We start from the raw sequence: 19385 nt of genomic DNA on the forward strand, positions 1-19385 counted from the left end.
TTATTTGACTAAAATTACCCTAGAATTATCGGTTTATTCCCTAATTCATTCTTTAAATCATCTATTTTTTGATCATAATAATAGTTCAAAATTTCTCCAATCTGCTTAACACCTAAAATCACCCCATTCTTATACTTCTGTTGCTTCAACTGCTGAATAATATTTTCACAAATCTGATTCCATACATCTTGTGTAGTCGCCTGTTTAATTCCCCGATCAATTACAATTTCCACTTTATGATCACAGAGGTTTAAATATAAAAGCACGCCACTATTATGCTCTGTATCCCAAACACCAAGTTCAGCAAAGAGTTGTCGGGCACGACGAAGCGTATCTTGATAATAGGCAGATCGTGAAGGCAGACAGCCTTCGATCACCACCTGAATCTCCCCCACATGTCCATGTTCAGCTTCTTCCACCGCCACTGCAATCGCATGCTGATCCTGCTTGGAGAAAAAACGTTTGGTTGCCGGCATATAAAAGAAATGCTTGAGCCAGCGCTTAAAACTCGGCTGTGTATGTTCTTCCAGCTTTGGCTGCGTGACTATATCTGTCGTATCTGTAGTTGTTACCATGAGCCTGATGCTCCTCCCCCACCAAAACCACCGCCGCCTCCACCGAAGCCGCCGCCTCCAAAACCACCACGCCCACTACCGCCACCACGACCTCCACCTGCCATAAAGGCGTGCAGGATCAGCTGGGCAAGTGAGGTAACGAGCAAAAAGAAAACTCCAGCACCAATTAATAGGCTAGCGACCAATCCCATTCCATTGACTAATCCAGCTGCGGTACCTGCTACTGCGGCAGTGGCCGCACTCAGCTTCCTGCCAAAGATCATGGAACCAATGACACCAGCGACGATAATAAAAATAACCGAACCAAAAGTCGCTTGAGATGCTTGCTGTGCTTTATAAGCCTGTTCCTGACGTTCTTTAAGCTCAGCCGCTGCTTGAGCTGCAATCTCAGGATCTAGATTTAGAATACGCTCGATTTCTGCCAGACCGGCATCTATCCCTTGCGCATACTGACCCTGCTTAAACAAAGGTGTAATTTTGTTATTAATAATTCGTCCAGCCACAATATCTGGCAGAACACCTTCTAACCCATATCCAGTTAAAATCTGGATACGATGATCATTTACTGCAATGGTCATTAACAGACCATTATCGTGTTCTTTTGATCCCAGTTGCCAACGATCTGCCACACGCATGGAATAGTCAAAAATATCTTCCTGTCCAGTAGTAGGGACAATCACTACTCCGATCTGAGCCTTACCTGCCTGATAAAGATTGATGATTCGTTGACTAAGTTGTTGTTTTTCTGCTGCCGTTAATAAATTTGCCTGATCAATCACCGGCTCATTCATGGTGGGCAAGTCGCGCTGAACCTGACCTTCTGCCATATCATTGGCAATTTGGCGCTGCGGTGCTGTATCTGCAGATTCTACATTTTGATCCGTAGTATTCGTTTTAGGCTGCAAAATTTCACGTGCAACAATCACTTCTTCTGTATCAGTTGCTGTTGCTGTTTCACTCCAGGCAGGATTCATCAGGCTCATAATGAGGCTGAGAAATATACCTGTACAAAGTTTTACAGCGCTTATATGCATCATTGCAGCCACCTTATTAGCAGATTACCCAAGATCAGGCTTATTCAAATGAAACCTTAGGTGCCTGTTGCGCACTCTGCTCTGCACTAAAGTTTGGTTTGGTATCCATCCCAATAACTTTGGCCGTCATCACCTGCGGGAACTGACGTGCATAAGAGTTAAAATCTTGTACAGTCGTAATATAACGGTTACGCGCTACCGCAATACGGTTTTCAGTACCCTCAAGTTGTACCTGCAGATCACGGAACTGCTCATTAGCTTTCAAATCAGGATAATTCTCGGTTACGGCCAATAAACGCGATAAAGCACTAGTCATTTGTGCCTGAGCTTCCTGATAACGCTGGAACAGTTCAGGATCTTCCAGCACTTCACGATCGACTTTCAAACCTGCAACATTAGCGCGTGCCTGAGTCACTTCAGTCAATACCTGCTCTTCATGCGCCGCATAGCCTTTGACAATATTCACCAAATTCGGCACCAAGTCAGCACGACGCTGGTACTGGTTTTGTACTTCGGACCATGCTGCAGTTACAGCCTCATCCTTAACTTGTAAGGTGTTATAGCCACAACCTGTAAGCGTCAGGGTACTGGCTAACATCAGAGCAATGAAAGATTTTTTTAATACAGGGATCATCTTTTATCCTCAATTCTTTATTGATATTTATTTAATTAATTTGATTTTAAACATATTTTTCCTAGTTTTTGTTAATTTTTATAATTTTTTACTTTTATCGTTTTTATTCCTTCTGTTCTGCTTCAGAGCTACGAATTAATATTGGATATATTGATAAGTTTAAATCCATATTTATTATAACTACTTAGAACTAAGCTGAATAAATTAGTAAAATGAAAAAAAATAAAAAACCCGCCGTAGCGGGTTTTTTAAATAGAGGATTAAATTAGATTAAATATCAAGATAATCGAGAATACCTTCTGCAGCCTGACGACCTTCCCAGATCGCAGTCACGACTAGGTCAGAACCACGGACCATGTCGCCACCAGCAAAGATTTTTGGATTTGAAGTCTGGAATTTGTATTGCTGTTGTTCAGCTGCAAGTACGCGACCTGAACCATCCAGATTGATTTCTACATCAGTGAACCAGTCTGCTGGGCTGGTACGGAAACCAAATGCCAACAATACCGCATCTGCAGGCAGAATTTCTTCTGAACCTGGAATTGGTTCCGGACTACGGCGGCCACGGCTGTCTGGTTGACCCAGTTGAGTCGTTACCACTTTTACGCCAGTCACTTTGCCATTTTCACCCATGATTTCGATAGGTTGACGGTTGAACTGGAATTCCACACCTTCTTCACGCGCATTTTTTACTTCACGACGTGAACCTGGCATGTTCGCTTCATCACGACGATAAGCACAAACCACTGACTCAGCACCTTGACGGATTGAAGTACGGTTACAGTCCATCGCAGTATCACCACCACCCAAGACAATCACTTTTTTGCCTTCAACGCTGATGTATTCGGATGGGTCTTTTTCCCAACCTTGACAACGGTTCACGTTAGCAATCAGGAAATCCAGTGCATCATATACGCCATCCAGATCTTCACCAGCGAAGCCACCTTTCATATAAGTATATGTTCCCATACCCATAAAGACAGCGTCATAGTCAGCAAGTAACTGGTCGATGGTGACATCGGTACCAATTTCAGTATTCAGACGGAATTCAACACCCATGCCGGTAAAAATTTCACGACGGCGTTTCATCACGTCTTTTTCCATCTTGAATTCTGGGATACCGAAAGTCAGCAGACCACCAATTTCAGGACGTTTATCAAATACAACTGGCTTAACACCATTACGTACCAGAATATCAGCACAGCCTAGACCGGCAGGACCTGCCCCAATGATAGCAACTTTCTTGTCAGTCCATTTCACATGAGACATGTCTGGACGCCAGCCTAAAGCGAAAGCGGTGTCATTGATATATTTTTCAGCATTACCAATGGTGACTGCACCAAAACCATCATTTAAGGTACAAGCACCTTCACACAGACGGTCTTGGGGACAAACACGACCACAGACTTCTGGCAAAGTATTGGTTTGGTGACACAGTTCTGCTGCCTGGAAAATACGGCCTTCTGCCAGTAACTTCAACCAGTTTGGAATGTAGTTATGAACCGGACATTTCCATTCACAGTACGGGTTACCACAACCTAGACAACGATGTGACTGATTTGCAGCCACTTCTGTTGTGAAAGGTTTATAAATTTCCACAAATTCTGCTTTGCGGACGTCAATCTCTTTTTTCTCTGGATCTTGGCGTGCGACATCCAGGAATTGAAAGTCATTATTTAGGCGTTCTGCCATCTCTCTCTCCGTGGGTAGATCCAAGGCTTTATTCGCATTACCTTAGGTCTGCCTATATCTGCAGTAGTGGAATTATTGTGGATCAGCTTGAGTTGTTTTCAACAAGGTCAATAAGTTAGCTGCTTTTGGTTTTACCAGCCAGAACTTACGACTATAGAAATCAAACTCATGGCGGATCTTGTACGCCCAAGCACTACCTGTTTCTGCAATATGTTCATCTAAAATGCGAAGCAAGAAGGTCTGATGTTCTTCCATCGCTTCAGTTGAGATACGGTTCAGTTCAATCAACTCATGGTTGTAATGATCTACAAAATCATTGTCCAGGTCCAATACATAAGCGAAACCGCCGGTCATACCTGCACCGAAGTTATGGCCTACTTTACCTAGGACGGTCACGATACCGCCAGTCATATATTCACAGCAGTGATCGCCTGCACCCTCAATCACGGCGAAGGCACCGGAGTTACGAACTGCAAAACGCTCACCTGCAGTACCTGCAGCAAACAATTTACCACCAGTCGCACCATACAGACAGGTATTACCAATGATTGCAGTATTTTGAGTCTGGAATGGCGAACCTTTTGGCGGGAAGATCGAGATACGGCCACCTGCCATACCTTTACCCACGTAGTCGTTCGCATCACCTTCCAGTTTCAGATGCAGACCACCCGCATTCCAGACACCGAGTGACTGACCCGCTGTACCAGTCAGATTTACTTTAACCGGATGTGCTTCCATACTCAGGTTGCCATAACGTTTGGCAATTTCACCTGACAGACGTGCACCAATCGAACGGTCACAGTTACCTACGGTAAAGCTGTATTCACCACCTGTACCTGCTTCGATCGCTGGCAGAATTTCTTCTACCATTTTCTCAGCCAAAATACCTTTATCAAATGGTTCATTACCCTGTACTTCACAGTACTGTGCTTTGCCTTCTGCTGCTGGATGTGACTCTAGCAGTTTGCTCAGGTCAAGGTGAGCATGTTTGTCAGTTTCACCTGGCAGGATTTCCAGCAAGTCGGTACGACCAATCAGGTCTTTCAGGCTAGATACGCCAAGTGCCGCCAACCATTCGCGAGTTTCTTCAGCAATGAAAGTGAAGAAGTTGATCAGCATTTGAGGTTCGCCGATGTAGTGCTCTTGGCGCAGATGATCCTGCTGAGTTGCAACACCGGTCGCACAGTTATTCAAGTGACAGATACGCAGGTATTTACAGCCCAATGCGATCATTGGCGTTGAACCAAAACCAAAGCTTTCCGCACCCAGAATTGCTGCTTTCACAACGTCCAGACCGGTTTTTAAACCACCATCGGCTTGTACACGGACTTTGCCACGCAGGTCGTTTACACGAAGTGCTTGATGCGCTTCACTTAAACCTAATTCCCATGGAGAACCCGCATGGTGAATCGAAGACAATGGAGATGCTGCTGTACCACCATCATAACCAGAAATGGTAATGAAATCGGCATAAGCTTTCGCAACACCTGCTGCAATCGTACCTACACCCGGTTCAGATACCAGTTTCACCGATACCATTGCTTGGGGATTGACCTGTTTCAAGTCAAAGATCAACTGAGATAAATCTTCGATTGAATAGATATCATGGTGTGGTGGTGGTGAAATCAGGGTCACACCCGGAACTGAATAACGTAAACGGGCAATCAAGCCATTCACTTTACCACCTGGTAACTGACCGCCTTCACCTGGTTTTGCACCTTGAGCCACTTTAATCTGCAACACTTCTGCTGAAGTTAAGTACGCTGGGGTTACCCCAAAACGACCGGATGCAATCTGTTTAATTTTCGAGTTACGGATGGTGCCATAACGCGCTGGATCCTCACCGCCCTCACCCGAGTTTGAACGACCACCGATGGTGTTCATGGCAATCGCAATCGCCTCATGTGCTTCAGGAGATAAGGCACCCAAAGACATACCCGCAGAGTCAAAGCGAGGCAGAATCTCTTCTACAGATTCCACTTGATCCAGTGCAATCGAATTGTCTGTTTTCAGTTTGAATAGGTCACGGATGGTTGCAATTGGACGATTGTTTACCAGCTCTGCATATTCTTTAAAATCTGCATAATTACCAGAACGTACTGCTTTATGCAGTGAATTAATTACGTCCGGGTTAAATGCATGGTATTCCTTGCCGAATACAAATTTCAGCACACCGCCCTGATCGATTGGCTTACGGTTTTTCCATGCCAAATCTGCCAGTTGTTTCTGGTCATTTTCAAGGTCAGCAAAAGTTGCACCCTGGATACGGCTCGGAACACCTACGAAGCATTTATTCACAACTTCATTGGATAAACCGACTGCTTCAAACAGCTGACCGCCACGGTAAGAAGCCACGGTTGAAATACCCATCTTAGACAGGACTTTCAGCAGGCCTTTTTCAATACCCTTACGGAAATTGTTTTGTGCATATACTGGATCGCCCAGCAATTCACCTTTAGCCACCAGATCATTGATCACGTCATATGCTAGGTATGGATAAATTGCTGTCGCGCCAAAGCCAAGCAGAACGGCAAATTGATGTGGATCACGGGCGAAACCGGTTTCAACAATCAAATTCGCATCAGTACGCAGACCAGTATTGATCAGATGATGATGTACTGCACCAGTGACCATCACAGCATTGGCTGGCAAGAAACCTTCACGGATTTTCTTGTCTGAAAGTACCAATAAAGTTTTGCCGTCACGAATCGCTTGCGCTGATTCTTCGCAAATACGAGCAATCGCAGCTTCCAGACCTTCAGTTTCAGCATAGTTCAGATCAATATCCGCAATCTCATAACCTGTACGACCTAGCGTACGGATCTGATGCATTTTTGAATTAGACAGAACCGGACTTGAAATAATCAGACGGTCTGCATGTTCTGGACCCTGTTCGAAAACGTTTTGTTCACGACCTAAACAGGTTTCTAGTGACATTACAATCGATTCACGTAATGGATCGATTGGCGGATTCGTTACCTGAGCGAACTGCTGACGGAAATAGTCTGATACATGACGTACCTGACGTGACAGAACCGCCATCGGGGTATCATCACCCATAGAACCCACAGCTTCCTGACCGCTTTCAGCGATTGGACGCAGTAACTGGTCACGTTCCTCGAAAGTCACCATGAACATTTTCTGTGCCGCTTTCAGGTTGTCACCTTTCAAGCCTCGCTCACATAGATATTCTTCCAGCTCAGGGCTACCTTGTAGACGTACAGCATTTTCACGTAACCATTCACGGTACGGACGCATACGTTTCAGGTGATTATTCACATCCTGAGTATCTAATACTTTACCGGTATAAGTATCGATCACCAGCATTTGGCCAGGACCCACACGTCCTTTAGAAATGACATCTTCAGGTTCATAACCCCATACACCGATTTCTGACGCCAGTGTGATGTAGCCATTTTTAGTGATGACCCAACGTGCCGGACGCAAGCCGTTACGATCCAGCATACAGATCGCATGACGACCGTCTTGGATAACTAAACCAGCAGGGCCATCCCATGCTTCCATATGTTTAGAGTTGAACTCATAGAATGCACGTAAATCAGCATCAAGCGTTTCAACGTTCTGCCAAGCAGGTGGAACCAGCATACGTAGCGCACGGAACAGATCCATACCACCACCCACGAGGATTTCCAGCATATTATCCAGACTAGATGAATCTGAACCAGTACGGTTTACGATTGGACTCAGCTCAGTCAGACCTGGCAGTAACGGGTTTTCAAATTTAGGCGTACGCGCCATTGCCCAGTTACGGTTAGCCGTAATGGTATTGATCTCACCATTGTGTGCCAGGTAACGGAATGGCTGAGCCAATGGCCAGCGTGGCAATGTATTGGTAGAGAAACGTTGGTGGAAGACCACGATATGTGATGCCAGACGCTCATCAGCCAGGTCAGTATAGAAGTCAGCAATCGCTGCTGGCATCATCAGACCTTTATAGCTGATTACAGTTGAGCATAGGGTCGTCACATAGAAGTATGGATCACTGGTTAACTGCTGTTCAGCACGACGACGCGCAAGGAACAATTTACGGTTGAATTCAACTTCAGTCACACCGATTGGGCAGTTCACGATGACCTGCTCAAAAGCCGGCAGAGACTGCATTGCAATCTCACCGAGCGCATCATTATTCGTCGGTACAACACGCCATGCGATAACGCGACAGCCTTCTTCTTCAATTTCTTTCGTCAGGACTTGTTTTGCATGTGCGGCTAATGCTGGATCCAGATTCAGGAATACTGTACCCACAGCAAAAATCTCACTTAAGGTAATGTCACTTAAGCGTTTGGCCTCTTCACGGAAGAATTCTTTAGGCATTGCCAGCAATAGACCACAACCATCACCGGTCTTGCCATCAGCAGCAATACCGCCACGGTGGGTCATACAACTTAGACTATGAATTGCGGTCTTGACCAGATCATGACTGGCATCACCCTGCATATGGGCGATCAAACCGAAACCACAGTTATCTTTAAACTCATCCGGTTGGTATAAACCTTGAGCGGGAGCTACATTATTAGGCGATGGCATGTGCATAGCGTACCCTTCTTTTCACTAAGCCCGATAGGCTATTAAACAATCTAAATTCTGCTGTGCGTGACTGTCTGATTTACTCGGCAAGCTAAGCAGCTTTATAGAGCAAAATATCATTGAGTATCTTTTCAACATAATCCTTTTTCAGACGGAATGCATGAAAAATAACATTCATTTTGCTGATGGATAAGATAAAAATAAGCAACAAAGATGACAATTACGCCTATTCATCGAATCATTTTCGCGCCAAAACAGGGAGATTAATTCAATTCATGCACCAATAAAGCAAATTTCATGCCAACTTAAGGAGCAAAAATCAAAACAACACAAATGACAAAGATTTAGCCTACAAAAGGAAAATTATGATTATTTATGGTGCGTATTTTTTGCACCAAAAGCGCACATTTATAATAAAGATAAAGTGTCCGTGCGCTATTTTAGACCGGCCTAGTTAAATGGATCACTAATCTCGTTTTCTTGAGGTCGAGAATTGCCATTTGATGAGCGCGGACTTCCTTCGACATGACTTTGAGATTTCTGTACATCTACTACATTACCTTCCTGATCACGTCGAACAATCGTGGTACTCGTGGTGCTTTCTTTAGGGGTGACCACAGGTGCTGAAGGTTGAGCTTTCGGTCTTATCTGTACGGATTCATCGACTTTCGGTAAAGGTACATTTTTCAACTGAATTTCATAAAGTTTTTGATTACTTGCCAGTTCTTCCGAACCCATACTGTTGACTAGACTGGCATATTGTTGCATGGCCACAACTTTAGGCTGGACGGATTTAGGCAGATTCAGATTGAGCACTGATAAAGCCTGTTGAGCTTCTGCTGCGGTTTTATACAGACCATATAACAATACATATTGTTCAGGCTGGTTCTCACCCGAAAGCCTTAAATAAACAAAAGGCTTACGATCCTGCTGCTTTTTCAGGAAGGTTTTTAGAATGGCTTCATTACCTACACGAAATAGCTCAATCGCATGCTGTTTCTTTACTTCACCAATATATTTGGTTCCGCGGAATTCAGGCTCATGACTAACATTGACAACAATCCGAGTATTGAGAGCAAGAGGCTTAACCTCATCAGAAAGTGCACCAAGATGGGTCATCGAGGCCACTTTTTCTGGTTGAATCTGTAATTCAACTTCGGTTTCCGGCTTCTTCTCTACTTCTACCACTTCATCTGTATCGGTAATAGCCCAAAAAACCAAGGCAGCAAATAGACAGCATACGCCACAGACCAGCCAGAAATAATGCTGAATCTTTTGCCAAGGGGTACGTAATGCTGTCATAAAAATTTAAACCTATGCCTGATGAGCTAAAATCGCCTGTTGCATCAACTCGACATCAAAGTCTCGAGTAATGACCGCTTTTCCAAGTTGCTGCAATAATACAAGACGAAGCTGCCCATTTAAAACTTTCTTGTCGTGAGCCATGTAAGCCAGGAAATCGTCAAGTGGGATTTTAGGACAAACAATAGGTAATTGCGCACGAGAAATGATTTTTTTTGTACGCTCAAGGTCTTCTAATGAAATCCAACCCATGCGATGGGATAAATCTGCTGCCATCACCATACCGGTTGCTACCGCTTCTCCATGCAGCCATTCACCGTAGCCCAGATAAGACTCGATCGCATGACCAAATGTATGACCGAGATTAAGTAAAGCACGCTCACCCTGCTCTTTTTCATCATTCGCTACAATACGGGCTTTATGCGCACAAGAACGATAAACCGCTTCGGCCAGCAATTGCTCATCACGGGCAATAAGACCTACCATATTGGCTTCTAGCCAGACCAGAAACTCTTCATCTCCGAGCAAAGCATATTTAATCACTTCAGCCAAGCCTGCAGAAAGTTCACGATCTGGTAAAGTTGACAGCTGTGACATATCTGCCAGCACCACTTGTGGCTGCTGGAAAGCACCAATCATGTTTTTACCCAGTGGATGATTAATGCCGGTTTTACCCCCCACACTGGAATCCACTTGAGAGAGTAACGTCGTTGGCACCTGAATAAAATATACTCCACGCTGGAAACAGGCAGAAGCAAAGCCGGCCATATCTCCAATAACACCACCACCGAGTGCCAGAACTGTACAATCGCGGTTAAAACCCGCCTCAAGCAATGCATCAAAAATCAGGTTTAGATGCTCAATATTTTTGTATTTCTCGCCATCCGGTAAAATACAGGTCGCCACAGTTTTACCCAGATTTTCCAATGCAGCCTTATAGCGATCCAGATAGAGTGGTGCCACCGTATCATTACTGACAATCATCACCTGCTTGCCATGAATATAGGGCTCAAGCAATTCCTGAGGATTCAAGTTACTGCCAATAAAAATAGGGTAACGACGTTCACCGAGTTCGACATATAAGGTTTTCATGAAGGAATGACCACTTTTTCAACTGAACTTATTTTTTCGGAAGGATGAGATTCAGAATACGCTGCGCCAGATCTCGTGCAGCTCCCTGATTGGTCTCAATAATGTAATGTGCGACTTCCCGGTACAACGGATCCCGCACTGCAAGCAGATCTCTAAGTTTCTGTTCAGGATTTTCAACTTGTAACAAGGGACGGTTTTTGTCGCGATAGGTTCGCTGAAGCTGAATTTCAACTGGAGTGTAAAGATAAACAACGATGCCTCGCTGCTTTAAATAATCCCGATTAGGAGCCTGAGTAATTGCACCACCACCAGTCGCAAGCACCAGCTGTGGACGTGAGGTTAACTCATCAATTACAACAGTTTCACGATGACGAAAACCCTTTTCACCTTCTTTTTCGAAGATCCAGGGAATTGTAGCTCCTGTTTTCCGCTCAATTTCATGATCGCTGTCCAGAAATTCTCGTCCTAACAGTTCTGCTAAATGTCGTCCTACTGTTGTTTTACCGGCCCCCATCGGCCCTACCAAATAGATATTTGGCAGGGTTTCAAACTCTTTGCTTGGCAAGGAGTCACCTATTCATTTTGTTAAATTCAAAATATATTAATGATTTCTTGAAACACTGTCATTAACAATTCGAGGTGTAACAAAAATCAGTAACTCACGTTTGTTGTCCGCTTTTACATCTTTACGGAACAAACGGCCTAAATAGGGCAGATCACCCAGGAAAGGCACCTTAGTTTGTGCATTTCGGGTTTCTTGCTCAAAAATACCACCTAAGACCACTGTTTCGCCATTATCAACCAGTACATTGGTGTTTAAACGGTTTTTATTTAGATAATACTCACCCATTGGCGTTATCCCAGCAATACTGTCACTGGAGATATCTAAAGCCATTTGAACTTTACCATCAGGTGTAATGCTAGGGGTAACATCAAGCTTCAATACCACATCTTTAAATTCAGTTGTTGCTGTTGCATTCGCCCCAGATCCTTCAGTCGACTGGTATGGGACTTCCAAACCGGACTCTACTGTTGCTTTTTGTTTATCAGCTGTCAAGACTTTTGGTGTAGAAATCACTTCACCATAGCCATCTGCCTGGAGTGCTGATAATTCAAGATCCAGCATAAAATCTGAAAGGCTAATTAAACCAAAGGCAATACGCCCAGCGGCATTCTCGACACCTAAATCAACATTCAAGTTACTAGGGCGTTGAATTTCATAAGTTGGAATACCCGTCGCGCTATCAATTTCAGGTGTTCTTAAATCCCAAAGAGTCGTATCACTACCTCCTACAAGTAGATGATCGTTATTAGTAATACCTTGAGATAAAATCCCCCATTTCACACCCATTTCTTTGGCAAATTCAGTAGATGCACGAACAACACGAGCTTCGACCATCACTTGTTTGACTTGGACATCAAGTAAATCAACCATATTACGAATTTTATCAATAAACGGTTGAGTATCATTCACGATTAATGTATTAGTACGAGCATCAATAGATACAGAACCACGTGAACTTAATAAACTTTCTTTATCTTCATCATTAGAATTATTGGAAGAGTTATTCGAGGAGTTAGAAGAGTTCTGGGCTGATTTATTTTGTGTAATCAGTTTTTCAATATCTGCCGCCTTCGCATAACTAAGTTGCATATATTCTGTTTGGATTGGAGCTAGTTTAGTACTTTGCTTTAAAGCCTTAGCTTCCTCTTCTTCAGCCTTAATCAGCTCTGTAACTGGCGCAATCCAGATGACATTACCATTACGACGCTTATCTAGATTTTTGGTTTTTAATACAATATCTAAAGCCTGATCCCAAGGCACTTCCTTAAGGCGTAAGGTAATATTACCCTGTACGCTATCTGCAGCAACCATATTGATATCGGTAAAATCGGCTAATAACTGTAGAACTCGACGGACTTCAATATCCTGAAAATCTAGAGAAATCTTTTTACCTGTATAAGCGACTGATTTAGGACGTAAGGGCCCTTTAACTTCTGGACGCTTCAAACTAATCGTCAGCTTATTATCCGTCTGGAAAGCCATATATTCATAACTTTCTGCAGACTGAATAGTAATTACACCTGAACCATTTTGATTGACTGCATCTACGGTTGAAACAGGCGTGGCAAAATCATTCACATTCAAACGTCGGGTCAAATGTGCCGGAATCTTGGAGCCCAGAGTCCGCACAATCACTTTGGTTCCCTGCTGCTGTACATCGACTGGTGTGTTCTGACCTGCCAGATCAATTACCACCAGTCCTTCACCTTGTGCACCCCGCTGGAAACCAATATTGGTAATCCCCTGAGCGACCTGTTGTTGTACAGGCTGAGCAATAGCGACTGGAGTAGCAGAATTAATTTTTAAAATAAAGGTATTGCCTTCCACACGCGTCGTAAATGCACCTGCATTAGCGAGATTCACCGTCAGTCGAGAACGCTGTGCATCTGAGCTAACATCCACTGAACTGGCTTCAGCAGTTGCGACTGGAATACTAGACTGTTTTAGATTTTGTTGGGCCTCATTAAAATCCAGAATCAGGCGTGATGGAGATTCAAGCTGATAAGCTTGAGGCTGAGGTGGCAAGCCATTAAACATCACCCGGATTTCAGTTCCCTGTCCAGGAATTTGCATTGGCACTACATTGGTCATTGAAACCTGCGCACTCGCTGCTTGCATCACAGCAATCGCGACAGCCCCCATAGAAAACTGACGAAACACATGATTCATTGTATTAGCATCCCCAAAAATAAATTCTTTAATACTCTTATTCATTTTTATTCCTTAAAACTTATGGCGCTGGCCCAATCAAAACCAGACTTCGTGGTCGTTCCACATATCCCTCACGGCCATCTGGAATAATCTCAATCAAGTCAATCTGTGTCGGCGTAATTCTCGTTACACGACCATGATTAAGTCCCATATAGCTGCCACGTTGTATCCGTTCAATTTCCCCATCAGGCGTTTGAATTAGAGCCAGAATCTGCCCCGCCTGATTCCGCATACTGCCTTTCATGCTTAAGGTCTCTAGTGGATAACTCTCTAAAGGCTGTAATTGACGTGACAAGTTTGGATAGACCCGCTTACCTGCCATAATTTTCAGTTCAGCTGCCAGAGAACTTGGCAGGAAAGGACTTTTCAGTTGATGTGCTGCATAACTAAACATTTCTGTCGGAATAAAATCTGGTGCCGGCTCAATTGGTAATGGTGGTTGATTACGGATATTTGCCATTTCCTGATTAACTGCATCAATTCTTGATTCGCAGCCTTCTAAAATAAAGCCAACTAATAGGACTGAAGCGATTCTAACTATCTTCATTTTTTAGCTCCCTTTTTATTTGCTTTATTTTTTTTATTAGATCCTTTAGTTGAACCATTATCATTTGTCAGATTATCTGCATTGCCTACATACCGATAGGTTTTTGCTTTTACCACATAATCAATGACAGGAATTTCAGATTTCTTTTCTTTATTTTCAGTTCCCGTAATCGTGAAGTCATGCAGTGTAACGATGCGCGAAAGCCCCGCGATACTGCTCACAAAAGAACCAAAGGCATGATAATCCCCAGTGGCTTCAATCGCGATCGGCTGCTCAATAAAGAATTCCTGCTTGATTTCAGGTTCCAGACGAATATTCTTAAATTTCAGTCCAGAGTTCACTCCACTCAGGTTAATATCTTCCACCAGACCTGGAATTTCAGTTTCTTTCGGCAATTGTTCCAATTGCTGATTAAAACGTGCTTCCATCTCCTGCAACTGAATCTGGTACTGCTGTAAATTACGCAGCTTGGATTCCTTTTCCCGGAATTCATTTAACAGGTTTTGTTCTTGAGCACTGGCTTGTGAAATTGCTTCTATCTTGCCGCGAATAAACCCGAAATACCCCAGCATAAAAACCAGAATAACAATAAAGATCCAGCAGGTAATTTTGACTGATAATGGCCAGCTACCATAATTATTTGGATCTAGTGTATTGAATTGTTGAAAGAATTTCTCAACTGTCATTTTTTTTCTAGGAACAGCCACTACGTCTTGGCTTAATTCATCGAATCCGTCATTACTCATGATGATGCCTCCGCTGTAGTTGTGGCTGGTGTTTGTCCTTCTTTAAGTGTTGGCTCAGCGATTTGATCCAGATCAACCGTGACCGTAAAGCTGCCATAAGATTCTTCTACTCGAGGAATCACTGAGGATGGCGCTTTATCTTTTGGCTCTTCAGCAACCAGGAAAGCATTCATAAATGCATTACGATACCAGGTGGAAGCTTCCAGATTACGTAGCAATTCAGCCACTGTATTCGGACTTTCTGCCTTACCTTCAATGGTGAATTTATCGCCGGTACGCTGAAATTTTGTAATGTACATATTGCCTGGTGTGACCCGTACAATTTCATCAATCAGGTGAACTGCGATCGGCCGTTGAGTCTGTAAACCCTGAATCAGCTTCATACGTTCAACAATTGCATTACGCTGGTCTTGTAAACCATCCAATGCTTTCAGCTGTACATCCAGATTCTGGTTAGTACTGACCACCAGCTGGTTGGCCTGTTCCTGATCCTGAAGTTTTTGATCGTAATAGAACCAGGTTGAACCTGCTGCTGCCAATCCTAGAAAAAGTGCCCCTGCGCAAATCGCTACAAATTCATTATTTCTTTTAATTCTTAGCTCATCGCGCCAAGGGAGTAAGTTAATCTTTGCCATTAATCAAAACTCCTCAATGCCAAACCACATGCAACCATGAGTGAGGACGCGTCATTTTCAATTTTTTTAATATCAATTTGAGGAGAAAAGCCCATTTGCAGGAATGGATTGGCAATCGTGACCCGGTAGCCGAGTTTTTGCTGTAATAGTTTTGCCAGACCTGGAATATTGGCATTCCCCCCTGCCAATAAAATATGGTCAATCTCGTTAAACTGAGATGAAGAGAAGAAGAACTGTAATGAACGCGCTGCCTGCTGCACGACTGCATCCAGGAAAGGTTCCAGCACTTCGATGTCATAATCATCCGGTAAGGCACGGGTTTTTTTAGCACGCCCTGCTTCCTCAAAAGACAATCCATAACGGTTCTGGATTTCCTGAGTCAGCTGTTTGCCACCAAAAACCTGCTCACGGGTATAAATGATCTTGTTATTTTGCATGACGGATAAGGTCGTCATACTATGACCAATATCCAGGATCCCGACAGTATTTACCCCCATCGGTAAGGTATCCGAAAACACCTTGAATGCATTTTCTAATGCAAAACTTTCGACATCTGCAATTTTTGGATTGAGATTGGCAATTTGCAGTACTTCAGAACGCGCTTCAACATTTTCGATTCGGGTCGCTACCAACAGGACATTAACCCGGTTCGGATTGGTTAAACGGTCTGGCAGAACTTCAAAGTCCAGACTGGCTTCATCAAGTGGGAAAGGAATATATTGTTCGGCATCTTCACGAATCTGAACTTCACGTTCATCATCCGACATATCGGCATCCATTTCGATGATCTTGGTGATGACCATAGAAGTTGGAATCGCAAAGGCTGACTGACTGGACTGGGTATTGGCCAAATTAATCGCACGCCCCAACGCATCACCCACCGCTTCTGGATTTAAAATATTTTTTTCAACGACACTACTTTCTGGTAATGGGACTAAAGCATAACTTTCTACCCAGTACCGACCGTTCTTTACAGAGAGCTCTAAAACTTTAACAGAAGTCGAACTAATATCGACTCCTATTAACCCCTTATTTGGCTTACGATATAACCTGCGCACAATACAATTCCTATTATTTTTTTATCCCCAATAAAAACAAACTCACCAATCTGTGCCGGCCTATAATTTTATAAAGATACAATAACTCATCTAACAATATGTATATCTAAAGGATATACTGACCGGTAATTAGTTTGCCATTAGCTCTTATTAAAACTTACTTGTTATGAAAAAGCTATCTTGTTCAGGCCTTGTTCATCCATTTTTTTTGATCATTATCATTATTTTGATCTCAATTCCGATGGGTTTCTATGGCATGTATCTCTATATTGCCCCATCTTTGCCTGAAATGTCTACGCTTAAAAAGGCACCTTTATTAAAGCCTTTACAAGTTTTTAGCTCAGATAATGAGCTCATTGCAGAGTATGGTGGCAAGCTTTCTGTTCCTGTGAATTATGAACAGATTCCGAAAGAATTTATTCACGCCTTCCTCGCTGCAGAAGATTCTAGTTTCTTCGAACACAGCGGGATCAGCTTTAAAGGCTTAGGACGTGCAGTCAGTGAAACCATTACCGGCTCTGATGTACAGACTGGTGGTTCGACCATTACCATGCAGGTCGCTAAAAACTACTATTTAAGTCCCGAACGTACTTTAAAGCGTAAGCTGACTGAAATTTTCCTGGCACGTAAAATAGAACAGAATTTAAGTAAAGAAGAAATTCTGACTTTATATGTCAATAAAATTTTCTTGGGAAAAAATGCTTACGGCATTGCGGCAGCAGCGAAAATCTATTACAACAAAAGTTTAGATGAGCTTTCGATTGCGCAAATGGCAATGATTGCTGGCCTACCTAAAGCACCTTCTCGTTATAATCCGGTGGCCAACCCTAAACGTGCATTAGAACGCCGTAACTGGATTTTAGGTCGCATGCTGCAATTGGGGTATCTGAATCAAAGCCAATATCAGGAAGCCATTGCTGAACCGATTAACCTGGATATGCCTGACCGCAGTACGCGTAACAAATTTCCCTACGTCGGTGAAATGGTTCGCTCCGAACTGGTAGAAAATTTTGGTGAACAGGCCATAGATTCAGGTTATAAAGTCTACACGACGATCCATAGTGAACGTCAGGCTTATGCTGAACAGGCGGTACAGGACGGTTTAGAAGCTTATGATCGTCGTCATGGCTGGCGAGGTGCCGAAGCTCATGATCAGCCCCTGCAAAATTTCCGTGTCTATGCCAATACTTATCCTGCTGAAGTGACCAAGGTCAATAATAATAGCTTTGAAGCGTTGATGCAGGATGGTACAACCGTAACTGTGCCTTGGTCAGGCATGTCCTGGGCCCGTCCTTATCGTAGTGCAGATAGTGTAGGTGCTGCACCAAGCAGAGCATCACAGATTGTCAAAGTTAAAGATATTGTTCGTTTAAGACCTAACGAGAATAAAAGTTCCTGGGCACTGGTACAAACGCCTCAGGTACAGGGCCAATTAATTGCATTGAACCCGAATAATGGTGCGATTGAAGCCATTGTCGGTGGTTATAATTTTTATCAATCCAAATTTAACCGTGCGACTCAAGGCTGGCGTCAGCCGGGTTCAACTATTAAACCCTTCGTTTACGCTCTGGCTTTAGAACGTGGTATGACTCCACACACCATGGTCAATGATGCACCGATTACTATTGGTAAATGGAGTCCGCGTAATTCGGATGGCCGTTATTTAGGGATGATTCCTTTACGTCGTGCTTTATATCTGTCACGTAACACGGTTTCAGTTCGTCTATTACAAACCGTCGGTATTGAACGTACCCGTCAGTTATTTATGGATTTTGGCTTGCAGGATAACCAGATTCCACGTAACTACACCATTGCTCTAGGCACGCCTCAGGTTTTACCAATCCAGATGGCCACTGGTTATGCTACGTTCGCCAATGGCGGTTATCGGATTCAGCCACATTTTATTACGCGTATCGAAGATGCCTATGGCAAGACTATTTTTGAGGCTAAGCCTGAATATGCCTGCATCTCGTGTATTAATGCTCAGGAAGAAAGTCCTCAACCAACAGGCGCACTCACTCCTGATGATGAAGCAATTGAAATCAATAACAAGACCCTAGCGCAAAAACCAGAGACACCAAAAATCTCGGCTGAAGACAGTAATTACCGTCAGGCAGAACGTATTTTAAAATCTAGTTCTGCTTATGATATGGCCAATATCCTGCGTGATGTGATTCAGCATGGTACGGGACGTGCTGCTTTAAGAATTGGTCGTAGCGATATTGGGGGTAAAACCGGTACCACCAATGATGCCAAAGATGCCTGGTTTGCAGGTTTTAATGGCAAGCTGGTCACCGTTGCCTGGGTCGGTTTCGACCAGCCAAAAACTTTAGGTCGCCGTGAATACGGTGGCGTGGCAGCCTTACCAATCTGGACCGACTTTATGGGTAATGCCTTAAAAGGTACACCAGAAGCTTGGGTTCGCCTGGATCGTAATGCTAAAGCACCTATTAACCGTAATAAAGTAGTGCAAGGTGAGCAGGAACAGCATGATCCGTCTTCTCCACCTTTAGCGACGCCTCTATATCGCCCTGCCCCGGTTGTAGCACCTAAACGACAAAGCAATGATTTTGAAGATTTGCCTGATCAGGAAATCCGCATACCGGATGATGAAAGAGTGGCGCCAAGAGACCAGCCACTACAACCAAATCGGGTGGTGGATCCTTTGGAAAACTTGATTGAAGAACTTGAATAATCTGAACCAATAAAAAATCCCTCAATAATGAGGGATTTTTTATTTCTAAAT

The 19385-nt window shown here is 43.6% G+C and carries 14 protein-coding genes; 1 reads left to right on the top strand and 13 read right to left on the bottom strand.

All coding sequences use genetic code 11. From position 1 onward, the window contains the following. Window positions 1-14 precede the first annotated feature (14 nt). From FTU03_RS04420 to FTU03_RS04480, 13 genes are all read right to left on the bottom strand, one after another. The gene (locus FTU03_RS04420) at window positions 15-575 is read right to left on the bottom strand and encodes a TPM domain-containing protein (RefSeq protein WP_179992172.1); all 561 of its coding nucleotides are present in this window, start codon (window positions 573-575) and stop codon (window positions 15-17) included. Then, a complete protein-coding gene (locus FTU03_RS04425; protein WP_179992173.1) occupies window positions 569-1612 on the bottom strand; it encodes a TPM domain-containing protein in 1044 nt (347 codons plus the stop codon). Before FTU03_RS04425 ends, FTU03_RS04420 begins: the two co-directional genes overlap by 7 nt. 37 nt (window positions 1613-1649) lie before the next feature. Then, window positions 1650-2243, bottom strand: a complete 594-nt coding sequence (locus FTU03_RS04430; RefSeq protein ID WP_218945690.1) for a LemA family protein — start codon at window positions 2241-2243, stop codon at window positions 1650-1652. Between the two features lie 270 nt (window positions 2244-2513). Beyond that, window positions 2514-3935, bottom strand: coding sequence for an FAD-dependent oxidoreductase (locus tag FTU03_RS04435; RefSeq protein ID WP_179992174.1), 1422 nt, complete (start codon window positions 3933-3935; stop codon window positions 2514-2516). Between the two features lie 72 nt (window positions 3936-4007). Then, window positions 4008-8483: a glutamate synthase large subunit gene (gene gltB, locus FTU03_RS04440; protein ID WP_179992229.1), complete on the bottom strand. Its 4476-nt coding sequence runs from the start codon at window positions 8481-8483 to the stop codon at window positions 4008-4010. A gap of 450 nt (window positions 8484-8933) precedes the next feature. Continuing rightward, the gene (locus tag FTU03_RS04445) at window positions 8934-9785 is read right to left on the bottom strand and encodes a hypothetical protein (RefSeq protein WP_179992175.1); all 852 of its coding nucleotides are present in this window, start codon (window positions 9783-9785) and stop codon (window positions 8934-8936) included. Window positions 9786-9797: 12 nt separating this feature from the next. Further along, window positions 9798-10877 (bottom strand): 3-dehydroquinate synthase, encoded by a 1080-nt coding sequence (aroB, locus tag FTU03_RS04450; protein WP_179992176.1) that lies wholly within the window; start codon window positions 10875-10877, stop codon window positions 9798-9800. Between the two features lie 28 nt (window positions 10878-10905). After that, window positions 10906-11442: a shikimate kinase AroK gene (aroK, locus tag FTU03_RS04455; RefSeq protein ID WP_005233593.1), complete on the bottom strand. Its 537-nt coding sequence runs from the start codon at window positions 11440-11442 to the stop codon at window positions 10906-10908. Window positions 11443-11478: 36 nt separating this feature from the next. Next, window positions 11479-13611, bottom strand: coding sequence for a type IV pilus secretin PilQ (gene pilQ / locus FTU03_RS04460; RefSeq protein WP_373684491.1), 2133 nt, complete (start codon window positions 13609-13611; stop codon window positions 11479-11481). Between the two features lie 61 nt (window positions 13612-13672). Then, a complete protein-coding gene (locus FTU03_RS04465) occupies window positions 13673-14200 on the bottom strand; it encodes a pilus assembly protein PilP (protein WP_179992178.1) in 528 nt (175 codons plus the stop codon). Further along, window positions 14197-14946: a type 4a pilus biogenesis protein PilO gene (locus FTU03_RS04470; protein WP_179992179.1), complete on the bottom strand. Its 750-nt coding sequence runs from the start codon at window positions 14944-14946 to the stop codon at window positions 14197-14199. The genes FTU03_RS04465 and FTU03_RS04470 overlap by 4 nt, the downstream gene beginning before the upstream one ends. Beyond that, the gene (locus tag FTU03_RS04475; RefSeq protein WP_179992180.1) at window positions 14943-15581 is read right to left on the bottom strand and encodes a PilN domain-containing protein; all 639 of its coding nucleotides are present in this window, start codon (window positions 15579-15581) and stop codon (window positions 14943-14945) included. Before FTU03_RS04475 ends, FTU03_RS04470 begins: the two co-directional genes overlap by 4 nt. Then, window positions 15581-16639, bottom strand: coding sequence for a pilus assembly protein PilM (locus FTU03_RS04480; RefSeq protein ID WP_004787132.1), 1059 nt, complete (start codon window positions 16637-16639; stop codon window positions 15581-15583). Before FTU03_RS04480 ends, FTU03_RS04475 begins: the two co-directional genes overlap by 1 nt. A 166-nt stretch (window positions 16640-16805) precedes the next feature. On the opposite strand from FTU03_RS04480, the gene ponA reads away from it, so the two are divergent. Then, window positions 16806-19334, top strand: a complete 2529-nt coding sequence (gene ponA, locus FTU03_RS04485) for a penicillin-binding protein PBP1a (protein ID WP_179992181.1) — start codon at window positions 16806-16808, stop codon at window positions 19332-19334. Window positions 19335-19385 lie beyond the last annotated feature (51 nt).

It is taken from the genome of Acinetobacter sp. YH12046 (genome assembly GCF_013419905.1).
In the GTDB taxonomy this organism is placed as follows: Bacteria; Pseudomonadota; Gammaproteobacteria; order Pseudomonadales; family Moraxellaceae; genus Acinetobacter.